17 protein-coding genes and 1 pseudogene are annotated in these 16,447 nt (G+C 44.4%); 7 read left to right on the plus strand and 11 right to left on the minus strand.

Annotation, left to right across the window (positions count from 1 at the left end):
- Positions 1-25: 25 nt before the first annotated feature.
- A complete protein-coding gene (locus F6X55_RS04195) occupies positions 26-808 on the plus strand; it encodes a PAS domain S-box protein (RefSeq protein WP_051390504.1) in 783 nt (260 codons plus the stop codon).
- A gap of 55 nt (positions 809-863) precedes the next feature.
- The gene (locus F6X55_RS20030) at positions 864-1,007 is read left to right on the plus strand and encodes a hypothetical protein (protein ID WP_162832886.1); all 144 of its coding nucleotides are present in this window, start codon (positions 864-866) and stop codon (positions 1,005-1,007) included.
- 340 nt (positions 1,008-1,347) lie between these two features.
- Here the strand turns inward: F6X55_RS20030 and F6X55_RS04200 are convergent, their stop codons facing one another.
- Positions 1,348-1,581, minus strand: coding sequence for a hypothetical protein (locus F6X55_RS04200; RefSeq protein WP_026571730.1), 234 nt, complete (start codon positions 1,579-1,581; stop codon positions 1,348-1,350).
- Positions 1,582-1,792: 211 nt separating this feature from the next.
- Here F6X55_RS04200 and F6X55_RS04205 point away from each other — a divergent pair, with 211 nt between their 5' ends.
- Positions 1,793-2,038 (plus strand): hypothetical protein, encoded by a 246-nt coding sequence (locus F6X55_RS04205; RefSeq protein WP_026571729.1) that lies wholly within the window; start codon positions 1,793-1,795, stop codon positions 2,036-2,038.
- A gap of 29 nt (positions 2,039-2,067) precedes the next feature.
- Here F6X55_RS04205 and F6X55_RS04210 read toward each other — a convergent pair whose 3' ends face one another.
- Both F6X55_RS04210 and F6X55_RS04215 read right to left on the minus strand, forming a co-directional pair.
- Positions 2,068-3,324, minus strand: a complete 1,257-nt coding sequence (locus F6X55_RS04210; protein ID WP_153462077.1) for a CYP152 family fatty-acid peroxygenase CypC — start codon at positions 3,322-3,324, stop codon at positions 2,068-2,070.
- A gap of 170 nt (positions 3,325-3,494) precedes the next feature.
- Positions 3,495-4,319 (minus strand): N-acetylmuramoyl-L-alanine amidase, encoded by an 825-nt coding sequence (locus tag F6X55_RS04215; RefSeq protein WP_051382075.1) that lies wholly within the window; start codon positions 4,317-4,319, stop codon positions 3,495-3,497.
- Positions 4,320-4,676: 357 nt separating this feature from the next.
- On the opposite strand from F6X55_RS04215, the gene F6X55_RS04220 reads away from it, so the two are divergent.
- Entirely contained in the window at positions 4,677-5,237 is a 561-nt protein-coding gene (locus F6X55_RS04220; RefSeq protein ID WP_153462079.1) for a YkoP family protein, read from the plus strand.
- A gap of 564 nt (positions 5,238-5,801) precedes the next feature.
- On the opposite strand, the gene F6X55_RS04225 is transcribed toward F6X55_RS04220, so the two are convergent.
- Positions 5,802-6,656, minus strand: a complete 855-nt coding sequence (locus F6X55_RS04225) for a metallophosphoesterase (RefSeq protein ID WP_153462080.1) — start codon at positions 6,654-6,656, stop codon at positions 5,802-5,804.
- A 155-nt stretch (positions 6,657-6,811) separates the two neighbouring features.
- On the opposite strand from F6X55_RS04225, the gene F6X55_RS04230 reads away from it, so the two are divergent.
- From F6X55_RS04230 to F6X55_RS04240, 3 genes are all read left to right on the plus strand, one after another.
- A complete protein-coding gene (locus F6X55_RS04230; protein ID WP_153462082.1) occupies positions 6,812-7,909 on the plus strand; it encodes an MGDG synthase family glycosyltransferase in 1,098 nt (365 codons plus the stop codon).
- A 123-nt stretch (positions 7,910-8,032) separates the two neighbouring features.
- Entirely contained in the window at positions 8,033-10,018 is a 1,986-nt protein-coding gene (locus tag F6X55_RS04235; RefSeq protein WP_026571725.1) for a methyl-accepting chemotaxis protein, read from the plus strand.
- A gap of 289 nt (positions 10,019-10,307) precedes the next feature.
- The gene (locus F6X55_RS04240) at positions 10,308-11,516 is read left to right on the plus strand and encodes a S8 family peptidase (protein WP_026571724.1); all 1,209 of its coding nucleotides are present in this window, start codon (positions 10,308-10,310) and stop codon (positions 11,514-11,516) included.
- A gap of 185 nt (positions 11,517-11,701) precedes the next feature.
- Here the strand turns inward: F6X55_RS04240 and F6X55_RS04245 are convergent.
- The 7 genes and pseudogenes from F6X55_RS04245 to F6X55_RS04275 all read right to left on the minus strand — a co-directional run.
- Positions 11,702-11,923 (minus strand): annotated as a pseudogene (locus tag F6X55_RS04245) (MerR family transcriptional regulator); the annotation flags it as partial.
- A 38-nt stretch (positions 11,924-11,961) separates the two neighbouring features.
- Positions 11,962-12,693 carry an exonuclease domain-containing protein gene (locus F6X55_RS04250; protein WP_026571723.1) on the minus strand — a complete coding sequence of 244 codons (732 nt, stop codon included), beginning with the start codon at positions 12,691-12,693 and terminating at the stop codon, positions 11,962-11,964.
- Positions 12,690-13,652 (minus strand): DUF294 nucleotidyltransferase-like domain-containing protein, encoded by a 963-nt coding sequence (locus F6X55_RS04255; RefSeq protein ID WP_237648595.1) that lies wholly within the window; start codon positions 13,650-13,652, stop codon positions 12,690-12,692. Before F6X55_RS04255 ends, F6X55_RS04250 begins: the two co-directional genes overlap by 4 nt.
- Before the next feature lie 26 nt (positions 13,653-13,678).
- Positions 13,679-14,950 carry an ammonium transporter gene (locus F6X55_RS04260; RefSeq protein ID WP_026571721.1) on the minus strand — a complete coding sequence of 424 codons (1,272 nt, stop codon included), beginning with the start codon at positions 14,948-14,950 and terminating at the stop codon, positions 13,679-13,681.
- Positions 14,951-15,284: 334 nt separating this feature from the next.
- Complete coding sequence (locus tag F6X55_RS04265) at positions 15,285-15,899, minus strand: PH domain-containing protein (protein ID WP_153462084.1); 615 nt, start codon at positions 15,897-15,899, stop codon at positions 15,285-15,287.
- Between the two features lie 33 nt (positions 15,900-15,932).
- Complete coding sequence (locus F6X55_RS04270; protein WP_026771609.1) at positions 15,933-16,187, minus strand: hypothetical protein; 255 nt, start codon at positions 16,185-16,187, stop codon at positions 15,933-15,935.
- A 37-nt stretch (positions 16,188-16,224) separates the two neighbouring features.
- Complete coding sequence (locus F6X55_RS04275; protein WP_026571718.1) at positions 16,225-16,443, minus strand: CDGSH iron-sulfur domain-containing protein; 219 nt, start codon at positions 16,441-16,443, stop codon at positions 16,225-16,227.
- Between the last annotated feature and the right edge of the window lie 4 nt (positions 16,444-16,447).

Raw genomic sequence — 16,447 nt, forward strand, 5'->3', positions numbered from 1 at the left:
AGGAGAGGAATGATAGCGAAAGGATGTGTTGATTATCGTTCGTTTTAACGACGTTTCTTTGGACCATCATGGTATATTCAAGCAAATGATAGAGCAATTGACAGAAGCAATAATCATTCATATCGATGGAGAAATTGTTTATATTAACCATTCAGGGGCTGAGCTCCTTGGAGGAACGGCACAGGATTTCATCGGTAAAGAACTTCTATCTTATATCCATGAAGATTACCACCAAACGGTGCAAGATCGCATCCGTCAGATAGAAGTCCATGGTACTTCTGTATCAACCAGCGAGCAGGCAATCAAACGTACAGACGGCTCTACCGTGGACGTCGAAGTTAATTGCAACCCGCTGAAAATAGAAAATCAACAAGCTGTGCAATCTGTCATACGGGATATAACAGAGCGAAAAGAAACGGAAAAATCGCTCGATAAAGCATTAAAGGAAATTAATGAGCTTGCCACCCCTGTGGTGCCGATACTTGATGGAATTGCCGTTCTACCACTGATCGGTTCCATTGAAACCGAACGAGCTCAGCAGTTTCTGGATCATATTCCCGCCACGGTTGCTGACCAGGATATCGAGTGGTTGATACTGGATTTTTCCGGCATCATCAATCTCGACACTTACGTTGCCGATTATTTGTTTAAAATTAATGAAACCATCCGTTTGCTCGGGGTCGAAACGATCATCACCGGAATGCGGCCGGATTTGGCCCAGGTTGCCACCCAGCTCGGAATCAACTTTTCAATCAAGTCCTTTGGCTCTGTCCGGCAGGCGCTTCATTTTATTGGAGTAAGGGGTTGAGGGAAAGGGAAATAATCATGCCCCTTTATCCAGTGATTCATAGGAGAGGTGAAAGATGGGACTAAAATCAAACATTTACAAGATTCTTCGCATTTGGAATGATATCGACGCTGTCAGAAAAGGGCGCGTCGGAAAAAGAATCGGCAGACGAGCTGCAGGTAAATCGGCCGGTAAAGTACTTAAAAAGCTGTTCAAATGAGGGCAAACGTAGAGACGTCTTAACTTATGTGTATGGTTGTTGCCGGGACCTTGAGCAGGAAGCTTCGAGCAAGCATCATCCTGATCGTTGCCAAAATGATCAGTTAAACAGACTGATCATTTTGGACGGTCAAAGAAATAGACGAGTTGCCTGTCACCGCCACCCTCCGCCTATAAAACCTTTATCGACAAGGTGAAGCCTATTCTTCTCTTCTTACACTTTTTTCAACATTGGTGCTTAAAACATTTTATCACGATCAACTCTTTCCATTATTTTCAGCAACTGAAAAAGCTTTTCCATTCGTTTTCGATAATAGAATGGAAAAGCTCTCAATTATGACTTAATTCGGTTTTGGATTTGTCAAAGCAACATCATAAACACCTGAAAGAATTTTAGGCAAATATGAAGAAACATAATGTTGTATGGCTTCGTTTTCCTTGTGAATACGGCTTAACCATACCTTTTCTCTGTTTACATTGGAACCGATGAAATATAAAAGAATTTCCCCATCGACCTTCTGAGTTCCAATTAACTTGAATCCTTTGCCGCTATGCGGCGGTACTTCCCACTTCATGTTGATTCCCCCTTTCGTCTACTATACACCGATTCGACAATATTTCAATATTCAATTTTCCGAATTTTTAAATATTTGCGGGTGATTACTAATTGAAATTCATGGTATCCTTTTTCAAAAAGAAAACTGTTATCAGCGAAGGGGTTTTCCGTAGCGGAGTGCTATGACTCGATTATAAGTATTATGTGCCCAGAAGCAAGGATGAGGGTGAATGGAATTTTTTCCGAAAACAGCCAGGACCAAAGCCTGGCCACCAAAGCAAAAACCGGAAGAATTCCAAGTGCTGATTGAATTCTTCCGGTTTTTGCTTTGTAGTTCCTTAGATAAGCTTCTTATCATTCTGTTTTTTAGTGAGTTACAGCAAGATACTGTGCTTTCCTTTACCAATTTAGCTGAAGCCGTGCCTGCGGAAAACGAAAGTACCTTGCCGGGTGAAGATTCGCACATTGGTTTATGATATTCACGATGCTTTTTGCCCAGCCTCATTTAGCTTATACTGGTTATATTTGTGATGACAAACCTGCTTTTCGGCAAAGCAGGCATCCGTGCTAAATCAATGCTCTTATCCTGTGGAGGTACTTCATATTCAATCAGCATCAGAAAAGCCAGGCTGGTTTTCATGACTTCAATGGTGACCCATTCACCGGCACAACGATGTCCCATATCGTATTCCCCGCCGCCTTGAGGGATAAAATCGAAAGGGCTCCCTTTCCAATGACGGAAGCGTTCTGGCCGGAACTGTTCAGGCTCCTCCCAGATTTCCGGATGATGATTTGTCCCATAGAGATCGAGCAGGACAAGGGTGCCTTTTTTAAAATCAAATCCATTCCAAGTAAAATCCCGACGCACCTTGGCTCCTGTAAATGGGCCGAATGGATAAAAGCGTCTTATTTCCTGAACGAACCATTGGCGGTAACTCTCTTTATCTTGTCTTAGCTTTTCCTGGATTTCCGGGTGCTCGTGCATTGTCATCGCGCCAAAGGTGATATACCGGGAAATAGCAACGATGGGTCTGATGATGTTCAGTAATTCAACCGCTGCCATTTGCGTGCTTAGCTTTTTATTGCTTAAATCCAGGTGAAAAGCCATCGCATAGGCAGCCGTTTCTTCAGGCGGCTTTAATTTCCCGCTACGCACATCCGTTATAATCTGACGAGCCCATCGTTCCATGCGCGTCCGGGCCCTGCGTCCCTTTTGATAACGGGGGCCGACCGCCCCGAATGCGTCAATCATCGCCCCAAGATCTCCAGCATGTTGTTTCACTTGTCCCTCTTCAACCGGCACACCGGCCCATTTGCAACCAACCCGGTACATGATTTGCCTGGCTTCCTCTAACAAAACTACTTTGTCCTGTTTTTCCCATTCAGTGATGCTCGCCTGCCATTGTTCTGCAGTAATATCATTCAATACCTTCAACCTTTTTTCTGTCATCAGCGACATAAACAATTGCTTTCGATTGTGATGGGCAGCCCCATCCAATGTTTGGACACCATTCATACCGAACAACGTCTTCTGTACCCTTTTCGGTGCAGCGCCTTTACGCTGAAAACGGTCGTTATCATAAAAAATTTCTGCAGCTTCTTCGCCGCTCATGCAAATCGCCTTTTTTCCCAGTAGTCGTGTTTCAAAAATATTGGATTGATACTGGCGGCATCTGTTCGGGATATAGAGATACCCTTCCTGCATGAGCGACAAGCTGTTGTCCAACCCTTTTTCCCGAGGTATGCGAGTGCCTCCGGCCATGGTAACATCTCCTTTTCAAGGGCAGTTGCCAGTCATTTTATGGAATCAATGCAAATCACCTGTTATCAAACAATAGCTTCTCCAGATTGGATACGAATATGTAATAACTGGCAGAAGGACAGTAAAAAAACAGGCCGCCAAGCTTTCACTCGACAGCCCGAAATGACTTATTACCTCGTATATACTCGCACATATGTCGGATTGGCTGTGATATATAGCCCGCTTTTGATTTGATACATATACCCGCCGTCCACGTAGAATCGATCGCGGATTACGGTAAACACTTCACCACGGCTGACTATGACCGCCCTGTCATTCCAATCAGCTGAATTATACGTCCATAAGGAATCAGCAAGAATCTCAATATATTGTTGTCCGGTATTTCCGCCCCCGTCATCTTCAAAGCTGATGCCGAAGAATCTGCAAATAGCTTTAGCGTGGATACGGGCGATATTGGCCACATAAGTAGCTTGTCCCGAACCGAAAATCCGCTGAAAATCAGCATCATTGGTCATGAATCCATTCTCCGTCAGAACTGCAGTCATATTCGTTTCCCGGCAAATGTGAAGATTCGTCCAACTGCCCGGCTGACTGGCATGAAGACCTGTGCCATGCGTGCTGTAACCGGCATTTTGCACTTCCTCGACATACAATTCTGCCAGCCTCCGCGCTTCACTTGCTGTGTACCAGTAAAAGGCGCAACGCCCCTCCGCACTGGCTGAAGAACTTGCATTCGCATGAATCGACCACACCAGATCGACATTCTGGGCATTATAGTAATTTGTACGCTGGGTCAAGCCTACCTCTGGTGAAAATGGCTGCTGATAAAGCAATGTGTCGATCCCGTTATTGCGAAGCTGGCGATCCAGTTCCTGTGCAACAAGAGAATTGAAGTCATGCTCTTCATATACCACTCCATTGCGAATAACCCCTTTTCCTCCACCATTTTCCCACGTATTTGATCCATGCCCGATATCAATCGCTACTCGTACCATCTATACCAGCTCCTTTATAAATGATTGGTAACAAGGGGTGGATCCTTACAACACACTGTCGAAGCGGCGCCGAATCTTCGACAATTCAATGGGTAATCCAACCGCTTGTTACTAAATAAAGAAGACAGGCAGGTCTATTTAACAACCTGTTATTCATTTTTTCTTGGAACGGGGCCGGCATTCGTTAAAAACCGACGGAATACAGCGGAAAAAGCCTCATCTAATAAAACAGCCCAGTGTCGTACACTGTCTGTCCCATTGCGAAAAGGAATTTTTTCCAATTACATATATAGGTAAATAAATATGATTTTTTACTACAAAATAAACATGGTCATCCGAACGAAAGGAATGAAGAACATGAGAAGGAACCTTATTCAGTTCTGGACTTATTCAGATCCCATTTACTTTCAATGCACCCGGCTCTCCTATATCAAAGATAATTCCAACGACTTTCAAAATGTTTTCAGGGTGCGGCTCACTTCTTATCAAGGAAGAGATATTACATTGGCAGATGGCACCTCCATTACCAGAAACGATACATTGATCAAAATCCATCTTCATAATATCCGGTTAATCAATGAAACATCTGCTATTCAGGGCGAGATCCGTAAAGCCAGGCACGTTTATCAAACGGTGCAAGCCTCCCTCCCTGGATTGGCAGCCTATGTACGAGATCATGTGAAGCAGGAGCAAATAAAAGGCATTATCGGGATAACGGTGTTGAACCACAAAATTTGCAGAAGGCTTGGATTTGAAACCCATTCTATCTCCAACCCAGCTTATAAGTTGTTCAAACATGTCATTTTCTCCACAATCAATAAGCTCGCTACGAACACTTCAAGCCTTCATAAGACCAAGCAGGATCCGATGTATTTATTTATGTCTAAACAAAAATTGCTGAGTGCCTATAAAGAGTAGCCCTTTCCAAGAGACTGGAACAAAAGCATCGTGACCACAATGAAGTGGCCGGAAAAGCTTGGGCACCAAAACAAAAACCGAGCGAATTTGATTGATAGTTCAAATTCGCTCGGTTTTTAACCTTTGTCTTCCTAAGATAGACTTCTCATTATCCTGTTGTTTGATGCGTGCTTCGTATCGCTGCGGCAAGATACGTTTTCGGGGGCTGATTTTTATGTGTGCAAGACAAAATAACTAAACAGGGACGAAAATGAAAAACAGTACGGAGGGTAAATCGGAACTTTCGAACCAACAACATAAATAGAAATAAGAAGGACTCCTCTTTCCATACGGTTTAGCTTTCCATGTAACGGTATGAGACAGAAAACAGAAATCAACCAGGAGTGGAGCATCGTTTGTTTGCGAGTAATTCTACGTGAACGGAGGCAAGGTACGCAGACTCCAACGGGAAGAGCGCGAGCTGAAGTTCCACTTGGCAAGGCGGTATTCTTTGCAAAGTAAGCTGAAGCCGTGCCCGCGGAAAGGTGAAGAATAAGAATGGCTTGCTTTGATAAATCAGCCGCTTTAGCCTACTACTTTTTCTTGGATTGCTTCTGCCTCGGACTGTAACCGGTGGATGGTAATTTCCGGTCTGCTTCCGATACGGATATTCAAACCAGTCTGGCCAAGACCTTCACTAATATAAAGAGCCCTGCCCTGATACTGATGTAAACCTTTGATCATATTCATCTTCACCAGCTTGCCCATTTTCACTAAATGGTAAGCTTTGGGGTAAAGAATTTGACCACCGTGAAAATGGCCGGATAGCAGATAATCATACGAATAATCCTTCATTTCCAACACGACGTTGGGATCATGGGTCAATACAAGGCGAAAACCTTTTCCAACACCTTCGAAAGAGGGGGCAAGCTCGCTGTGACCAGTACCATAGTCATCGATACCGATGATATGAAACGGCTGTCCGTCTAAAAGGATGGTTCTGCTTTCATTCTGAAGCACCATACAATTATTCGATTCCAAAACCTCTCGTAAATCTTGAAAACTTTTATTATTCAATACATAATCGTGGTTTCCAAACACAGCATACATTCCGTAAGCAGGCTTCAAAAGATTCAACTTTTGCAAATACGGTTCCAATTTGGGAATCGTTCGTTTTCTGTCAAGAAAATCCCCTGTAAGTGCAATCAAATCGATCGATTCATCTTTTAATTTATCGTAGAGCTGCTGTGGGGATATCGATATATTTTCCAAATGCAAATCTGACAGGTGCAGAATCTGCAGTGGTGCTTCCTGTATGACGCCATTTGTTGATTCGTGATCCAATTGCAATGTATTGATAACCACATGCTTGGTGTTCTGATAAGCTTTTATTCCTATCATCGCCAAAAGGATGGCGACAGTTGTCAACATTAGATACATCGTAAGCACCTCCGCCCTTCATTATACAGGAATCCGATGAAAGCCAGACTAGTAAATACTGGTTTCGTTGCCAGAGAGATACTCATCCCCCCGTGAAAACAAAATGTTTTTTTCATCCATACTAACCTCAGGATAAAAAATGGAGGGAATCCAATGTGAAAAAACTTCTCTTTTTACCATTTTTGCAGCTTCCATCAGGACATCACCAAGTAGCCGATACAATCATCGATCACATCCGGGAACTCGATTCCCGGTTCATTTGCAAAAAAGTCGATCCTCTGGCTTACACTTTCGGTAAACTGGAAAGCCTCATTTCCGGGTCTTATCTAAAGTGGATCCAATACTTGCCGCAGACATATAATTGGCTGTACCGAAAATCGGTATATGATGATGCATCGGCACAAAAAAATTTCCGATTATATGACCTCCTATTCACGAACGCATTCCAAGCACTTTTGGAGGAGGAACGACCAGATGCTGTCATTTGTACGCATTCCCTCCCGTCCTATATCATCGGACGTTTAAAACAGAAGGAACACCTGAATGTTCCGCTCATCAATGTTTATACCGATTTTTTCGCTCACCAAATGTGGGCAAAGAAAGATGCGGATATGCACTTTGTCTCGTCTCGTATTTTCAAAGATGACTTGATTGAAAAAGGGGTGCATCCTGACACCATCTACCTAACGGGAATTCCCACCCACAAGGCTATCAAGCATTCCCGGTTCCGAATACCCGGACAAGGAAAACCGAACCTGCTGATCAGTGGAGGAAGTTTGGGAGTCGGCGGCTTAAAACAGCTGATCGGCAATATATCGGAAAAAAGTTGTACGTATTTTGTGCTTTGCGGAAAAAATGAAAAACTGTACACTAGCTTGCAAAAAGAGCATTCCCGGTCGATTAAACCGTTAAGATATGTCGAGTCCAGGGAAGAGATGAATGAAATATACGAGCAAATCGATGCTGTTATCAGCAAGCCGGGCGGCGTTACCATCAGCGAGTGTACCAAAAAGCGGAAACCGGTCTTTATTTACCATGCTTTGCCAGGACAAGAAGAAATCAATCTGGAACTTATCAAGCAGCTTGGCATCGCCATCGACAGTGTCGGAAGGCAAAACGTGGAGCAGCAGATTTTACAATTTTTCTCCGATGACATGCTAGCTCCCTGTTTGGAAGCAAATCTTGCTGCCTACCAACGCGATCTCTCCGCGGACGCCTCTTCTTTGCTCGCTCAGAAGTTGAACAGCTTGTAAAAAAAATGCTTAAAAAATGTTCTCTCCCTATTAAGATGTTGTAAATTAAGACGATATAATCATAGCGGGCATAAATTAAACGAGGCAACGTTTTATTTTGCAACAAGAACAGGGGGAAAACCAATGAAAAAGAAAAAGAGCGGCAACCGATCATTCAGTTTAAAAAACAGACTGATTATTGCTTTTTTAGGAGTACTATTAATTCCGAGCGTCATCATTGCAGTCAGCTCGTACATAAGCTCCGCAAACAAAGTGGAAAGCCAGATGGAAGAAACCATCAAGAAGAATGTGAACCTTGTCAGTCAGACGGTAGACCAATTCGTCTCCGCCCAACAGGAAAACATCGATTACCTGTCCAATACGATTCAAGCTGCCGACATTGAAAACAACAATGATGCCCGTACGCGGGAATTGCTGGATACTATCCAGGATTCCAAGGCAGATGTGGAGCAGACTTTTGTCGGCACCGAGGCAGGACAATTCATGAATTCACCGACATCTTTCAAAAACCCGCCTGATTACGATCCACGTGAACGACCGTGGTACCAGCAAGCAATGGAGGAAAAAGGCAATGTGATCGTAACCGATCCGTATGTCTCCAAGTCTTCCGAACAGGTAGTGGTGACATTGGCAAAGGCAACTGCCGACAACCAGGGTGTCGTTGCTGTCAACTTGAAACTCGGCAGTCTTACCGATATGACGAACCAGGTTTCGATAGGAAAAGAAGGATATTTATTTTTATTGGATGGCACCAATCATTACATCAGCCACCCGACCAATGAAGCGGGATCTGAAGCAACGGAAGACTTTTTCCAGGATATTCAAAACAATGAATCAGGAAGTTTTGATTACAGCTTCGAAGGAGAACAGAAAAAACTTGCATTCGCGACCAGTGATGTCACCGGCTGGAAAGTCGTCGGCACAATGTTCCAGGACGAAGTCAGTTCAGCAGTAATGCCCATCCTGATTACTACCATCATTGTCATCGCAATAGCAATCTTACTTGGCGGAGCAGTCATCTTCTTTATTATCCGCTCCATCAACAAACCGATAAGCGACCTGGTCAGCGCAGCTGATCGCATCAGTGACGGCGACCTCAGTGTCAGTGTCGATGTCCAACGCAACGATGAACTGGGCAAACTCGGAGAAGCATTCAACAAAATGCGCAACAATCTGAGCAACGTCATTTTGCAAGTACGTGAAAAAGCCAGCGGACTGGCTGCTTCGTCCGAGCAGTTGAACGCCAGCACCGAACAAAACACTTCTGCTACGGAGCAGATCTCGTCCTCCATTCAGGAAGTGGCTTCCGGAATGGACAGCCAATCTTCTCGGATTGTCGAAAGTACGCAAATGGCTGAGGAAATGTCCAAATCGATCCAGCTAATTGCAGAAAGCTCTAATGAAGTTTCATCTACGACAGCAAGTGCATCTTCTGCTGTAAAAGAAGGAAACAAAGCAATTGAAACAACGGTCGGGCAAATGGAATATATCAAGCAAACAGTCAACGAGCTGTCCGGCAGTATTCAAGGTCTTGGCAGCCATTCTAAAGAAATCAGCAAAATAGTCGACGTCATCACTGATATAGCCGAACAAACCAATCTGCTTGCATTAAATGCTGCCATTGAAGCGGCGCGGGCCGGCGAACACGGCAAAGGGTTTGCGGTCGTTGCAGACGAAGTCCGTAAGTTAGCTGAACAATCGGCACAATCGACAGACCAAATCCGTCAAATGATCGGGACCATTCAAACTGAAACATCCAACGCAGTGGAATCGATGAAATCAGGTACGGAAGAAGTCGAAAAAGGGATTACAGTGGTTCACCATGCCGGCGAGTCATTTTCCGAAATTACCGGATTTGTCACCACCGTTTCCCAGCAAATCGAACAGGTCACTTCTAAAATCCAGGAAATCGCCTCTGGTACCGAGCAATTTGTCAGCACATTTGAAGAAGTAGCAAAGGTTGCGGATTTCACTTCAGATGGAGCCCAGAATGTCTCAGCTTCTACTGAAGAGCAGCTGGCATCCATGGAAGAAATCAGTGGATCAGCCACTTCTCTCTCTCAAATGGCCGAAGAGTTACAGGATTTGGTCAAACAATTCAAAATTTAAACAGCACTCTTTTTTCACCCTGTGTAATCCGATTACACAGGGTTTTTCTTTATTTTTCAAACAGGATAGCTGGAGCATGTTTATTCTCCCCTTTTTATCAACAGCTTTCCTCTTTTTTTACAGAAAAAATGAAGAGTCGGGGCTTTTGGCATATATTCCCACCAGGAAACATCCCCTTCCCAATCCTCTTTAATCCAAGTAATTTTCTAGGATTTTCCCAACCTTATTTTAGCAGGAATTCCTAATTTATCGCAGAATTGGTAGATAAATCTTTTAAAGGAGGAATTGTATGAAAAGTTCATTGTTTGCCGGTTTGTCACTTGTTGTCTCTTTGGCCATTTTTCCGTCACTCACCGATGCAGCATCCACAACCGATCAGCTGGAAAAGTCAAAAGAAGCACCCGCTCCAGTAGCATCTGTCGAGAAAGGTAGCTATCAAAAAGGCGAGGTAGTCGTCAAATTCAAAGAGAAAGCGGGAAAATCCCTGCAGAGCAAGACATTGCAGAGTCTGAATGCAAAAGTCCTTCCTGATGAGGATAAGGTGGATTCCCCTTTCAAAGTGCTGCAAGTAGGCAATGTAGAAGCAGTCGTAAAGGCACTCGAGAAAAACCCGAATGTAGAGTATGCAGAGCCGAACTACACATTTAGTGCGACCTGGACACCAAATGATACTTACTATCGCAATTATCAGTATGGACCACAGAACACCTCCACTAACAGAGCATGGGATGTAACGAGAGGTAGCAGCGGCCAGGAAATAGCTATTTTGGATACAGGCGTCGATTACAACCATACTGATTTGGACAGCAAAACGATTAGAGGATACGATTTCGTCGATAACGACTACACACCGATGGACTTGAACGGTCATGGCACTCATGTTGCAGGTACAGCCGCTGCGGAAACAAACAACGGAGCGGGTATCGCAGGCATGTCACCGAATACATCCATTCTAGCTGTCCGGGTATTAGATGCCAACGGTAGTGGTTCACTGGCTGATATCGCTGATGGCATTCGGTATGCTGCCGACTATGGCGCAGAAGTCATCAACTTATCGTTGGGATGTAATTGCGATACACAAACTTTGGAAAATGCCGTGAATTATGCTTGGAATAAAGGTTCCGTAGTTGTGGCAGCCGCTGGCAACGACGGTGTTTCCACCACTTTCGAACCTGCGTCCTACAACAATGTCATCGCTGTCGGAGCGGTTGATCGAAACGATCAAAAGGCATCGTTCTCCAACTATGGTACCTGGGTAGATGTAACAGCTCCAGGTGTAGATATTGCAGCCACTGTCCCTAACAATGGGTATGCATATATGTCCGGAACCTCGATGGCCTCCCCTCACGTCGCAGGTTTAGCCGGATTATTAGCCGGACAAGGAAGAAACAATGTCCAGATCCGTCAGGCCATCGAACAAACAGCCGATCCAATCAGCGGAACTGGTTACTATTTCGAGCATGGCAGAATCAATTCCTATAATGCTGTTAATTATTAATCAAAAGAAACACATGACCCGACCTGCTCCCCCCACGACCATTTTGGCAGGATAAAAAAGGCTTATGACTGTGTAAGAGCAGTCATAAGCCTTTTCGATTTCTGCCAATCCATTTTCTACTTCTGCACCGCCTTTTCTTTGAAAACCAAGAAGCTGTTCCTTGTTGATCACGAATTAAGCATTGCCTTGATGCCGGCAATATTGATTCCTTTGTCGATCAGCTCCTTCACTTCTCGCAGCCTGTTAATGTCGTTCAAGGTATACACCCTTCTATTAGCTTCGTTTCTGGCAGGTTTAATCAATCCATGCTTTTCATAGTACCGAATCTGTCTGGCAGACAAACTTGTTAAATCCTTCACTACACTGATCGGGAAAGCAGCTACATCGTCAGGAATATCACGGCTCAACCCCTTCCCCTCCTTTTACTTCCTCTCCAATGGCAGCCTCATTTGGATGCCAAGTGTGCGTATACTTCCTTTAGGTTTGTAAATCCACGTTTTTGCACCGTTTCAATACATGCCGCCCAAAGGCGTGCGGCGGCAATGGCGTCATGAAGCGCATGATGTCGATGGGGAATTTCTATTCCGAAGTGGGCACAGCATTCATCCAATGTCACCAATTGTGCATCTGGTTCTGCGGTCTTCGTCAAAAAAGATGTATCGATTACCCGGTGTTGGAAGTTCATACGAAGTGACATCCAGGTTGCATGCTTCATAAACTGCTTTTCATGACTGGCGTGATGTGCCACTAACGGGTCGGTTTTGATAAACTGGTAGAATTCCCTTAATACATCATGAATGGTATCAGCCTCTGCAAGCGCCTCATCCGTCAATCCGGTAAGATTCGTTATTTCTTCAGGAAGAGCCGTTTCACAGTTCACGGGAGCATAAAACGTTTCCTTGTCAAGAAGCTGATCACCTCGCATTTTCACAGCCCCGATTGATAGAATCTGATCCCCTTTATACGGAAAAAAACCAGTCGTTTCCAAATCAAAAACGACCACCCTCAATTCTGATAAAGGTACTTCAAGTACCTCTTTGTTTTTCAACTCCCGCTGCAACTCCCGCATGTAAGCTATTTTTCCAGGGTCTGACTGATTCGGAAGCGTTGCATAAGGACTTACTCCAAATTTTCCCGACATCTGTTTCACAAATTGAATCATCTGATCCATGATCATTTCGGGCACGCTTCTTCGATTTTGGATTTCGTTTTGGAAAAAAGCTTATATCCTTTTCTCATCATGTTCTTTAACTCCTGTTTTTCCTGTCTGTTTAAATCCTGAATCGGGACAAGGTGCACTTCCTTATATGTCTTTGCATCTCTGCGAAATTTCAACCGGAAATCCAGAAGTGCTCTAAAGTCTTTTTCATACGTCTTCAAAAAACGGTCTTCCTCGGGCAGCTGGTTGAATCTCGATAAGGTGGAAGGAGCGTAAATCTTATTCTTTAAGGCCAGTAGTCTTAACGCATTGACATACGGAAAAAACGCCTTCTGTTTTAAATGGATGGAGCCGGTCTGTTCCCCTTGTCGTTCAGGAAGCAGCTGTCCGAATATACCGATTCCTTTCCGATAAAAATCAACGTTATCAATGAGACGACGATAAAGGCCCGGCTGCTTTTCAAGGATCGAAAAAGCGGTTTGTTTCAGTTGCGCTAAATAGTCGGTATTCCCTATCAAAACCCGGGAATCAAAGAAAGTGGAAAAATGACGTAAGGACTGCCAGCTGGCTTCCGTCAACCACTCCGTCACTTGCCGATGCCATCCCTCCACGGACTTACACCACAGCGGATTGCAAGACATCACTTCTCCATCGCAGCGCTCATAACCAACCGCCTCCAATGCGTCTGCTATTTCAACTCCTGCCCTTAAAAAATAAGATTTACTCGAATCATCCCCGGCAAAAACAATACCGTGGTCTTGATCGCTCCAAACCGATTGTTCAAACCTGCCGGCACTTCCCATTAAAAAGAAAGCAAAGGGAGCAGGGGGGTCTCCCAGCTCTCCTTTGACTTTTTCAAGTGCCAATCGGACAGTGTTTGCCATCAATTGATCATGGTATGAATTCAGTTTTTGATGATCTGCTGCAGCTGCCATGAGAGATTGGCGCTGAGCGTTGATTTCCTCATAAGATTTCACAACCGAATCCATCCTTTTTGACAACATTACGCTCCTGTCGCTTCCGTATTTTTATTGGTCTGTGGCAAATTTTCAGGATAACCATAGCTGCCATGTTCACTCAAGTCTAGGCCGACGATTTCTTCTTCTTCCGAAACGCGGAGGCCGCCCATGACTTTTTGCATGATTTTCAACAGGATGAAGGCAACAACAAAGGCATACAACCCACTGGTGACAACCCCCATGATTTGAACGCCCAATTGTTCGAAGCCTCCGCCATAGAATAGGCCCGGTCGACCGACACTTGCCAATTCAGGCGTCGCGAATAACCCATTGGACAAGGTTCCCCATACACCTACTGTACCATGAACAGACAATGCGAAGATGGGATCGTCGATTTTTGCTTTGTCGAAAAATTTCATGCTCAAGAAGACGATCAATCCACCGACAAACCCGATGACTACTGCTGCCCAAGGTTCCACGAATGCACAAGATGCCGTGATGGCAACAAGGCCTGCAAGCGCACCATTCAAGGTGGTCGGCACATCCGCTTTTCCAGTGACCGTCCATACAATCAGCATTGCACCGATGGCACCGGCACCTGCTGCCAATTGAGTATTCAGCGCAACATATCCGAAGAACGCATCCGCTACTCCGAGTGTGCTCCCTGCGTTGAACCCAAACCAGCCGATCCAAAGAATCAACACACCTAACGCGGTATATACCTGATTATGACCGGCAATATCATTAGAAGAACCATTTTTGTTATACTTACCGATTCTCGGTTTCAAAATGATGGTTGCTGCCAACGCAGCCATTGCTCCAGTCAAATGGACAACTGTCGATCCAGCGAAATCCTGTTTCCCGTGATCGGCGAGCCAGCCGCCTCCCCAAATCCAATGGGCAACCACCGGGTAAATAAGCGCCGAAAACAGAACAGCGAATACTACATAAGCAGACAATTTCGCCCTTTCCGCGAATCCTCCAAAAGCAATGGTCATCGCGATACAAGCAAATGCCATTTGAAAGAAAAAGTCGGTCGAACCCGCCAATCCCTCGCCCATGGTGGTGGCATCACCAAAAAAGAAATCGCCAAACCCGACTAACGTTCCTTCACTTCCATAGATTAACCCCCAGCCGACTGCCCAGAACACCAAAGAGGTGATTCCGACAGTGAATACTGTCTTGCCTGCAATATGACCGGCGTTCTTCATACGGGTCGAACCTGCCTCCAGCAAGATAAATCCTCCAAGCATCAAAAACACGAGTACTCCGCTAACCATGATCCATACATTATTCATTAAAAAAATAGGATCCATAAGTTCCCCTCCCCTTTCATGTGATGTCTTTTAACATCAAATGTTAAGTATAAATGTAGCAGTATCGGAATTTTCGCGCAATTCCATTGTAAGATTATCTTACAAGGTTTTTTGGGGAAAGGGTTTCCATTTCCGGGTCCTTCTTCCTGTTATTTTCATGTTCTTTCACGACTCGATAAGTCTTTAGAAGCACTTCTCTCCGTTTTTCTCTTTCTTCTGGACATCATCGTTTTTTGCTATTTCAGGGAAATAGTGGAATTCAATCGGGACGTCGACCAAGAAAAAACAAGGGCTGTGCGTAAGTCTTTTATCGACTTATGCACAGCCCTTTTCTTCAATGATTGATAAACAGTTCAAAAATTTCTCCGTAGTCTTTTCTTGTATAAAGCTTTTTCTGACTTTTTAACCAGTCAAATGCTGCCTGGTTGATATCATGGAATTCCTCCGATATACGCGCTTCGCTGCTCCTGCTTTGGTTAAGCGTGGCAGATGCCAGCTCAAGACTTTGCTTCGCGTAATCAAGGTAAAGCTGGTTGTCCTCTGTGATTTCCTCCATTTTCAAAAGAGTCTTATATAAATCTTTTATTTCGGCGATGAACTTTTTATGTACATCGATAGAAAATGCCGTCCCGCCTAACGTGAACTTGATTTCTACATCCAAATCGATGGTTCCTGCTGTTTCCAGTGCCACGTTCGAGACATCCTTTGCATAGTAACTATGTCGATGCAATGTCTTCTTCTTGCTAGTGGCACTCGTGCCATCCAAGTGAATCAACGCCTTGTTTGTGAAGCAATACTCATCTGACTTTGATTTGATCAAAAAGTAGATTTTTTCTCCATCCTCGTGCATCACATAATCATCGGCGTCCGTTTTGTCGTAATCCTCCGGTGTGATCACACTTCCGATATCACTTAATCCCAGCGCATCTGAAGCTACCTTTTTAAACATTTTATTGCCCCTCCTTCATTTATCCACTCATGACTATTGAGAATCGACTATGAACCAAAATAACGCAAAGAACGCAAACAGAATCAAAATAATCCCGATGATGATAACGATAGTCAGAACCCAGCCAATGACTTTTCTCCCTGTCTGGATCCAATAGATTCCAAGCGTCAACAAGCTGAATATAAAGCCTAGTACTCCCCATAAAACCGGGCTCTTTCCATGCTTAGGCGCATCGACCACTAGGTAGATGGTGACCGCCACTGAAATAATCAAACCGATGAATTCCATAACTTTCCCCTTCCGCTTTTCTCAAGCTCACCTATTTTTATTCTTTCTCGTGTACCCGCGTTTTGCTTTCGAATCCAATTTTCTTATGCGTACCGTCACAGAACGGCTTGTTGCTGGAAGCACCGCACCTGCATAAAGAAAATGCGGGTTTTGTTTCATACACATTGCCTTCTGCATCCAACAATTCGACTTCCCCCTTGACTAGGATGGAGCCGTTATCCCTCACTTGAATCATTGTTTTTTGTTTCTCGCTCATCTTC

Origin of the sequence: Sediminibacillus terrae, from assembly GCF_009602435.1 — a bacterium.
Classification (GTDB): domain Bacteria; phylum Bacillota; class Bacilli; order Bacillales; family Amphibacillaceae; genus Sediminibacillus; species Sediminibacillus terrae.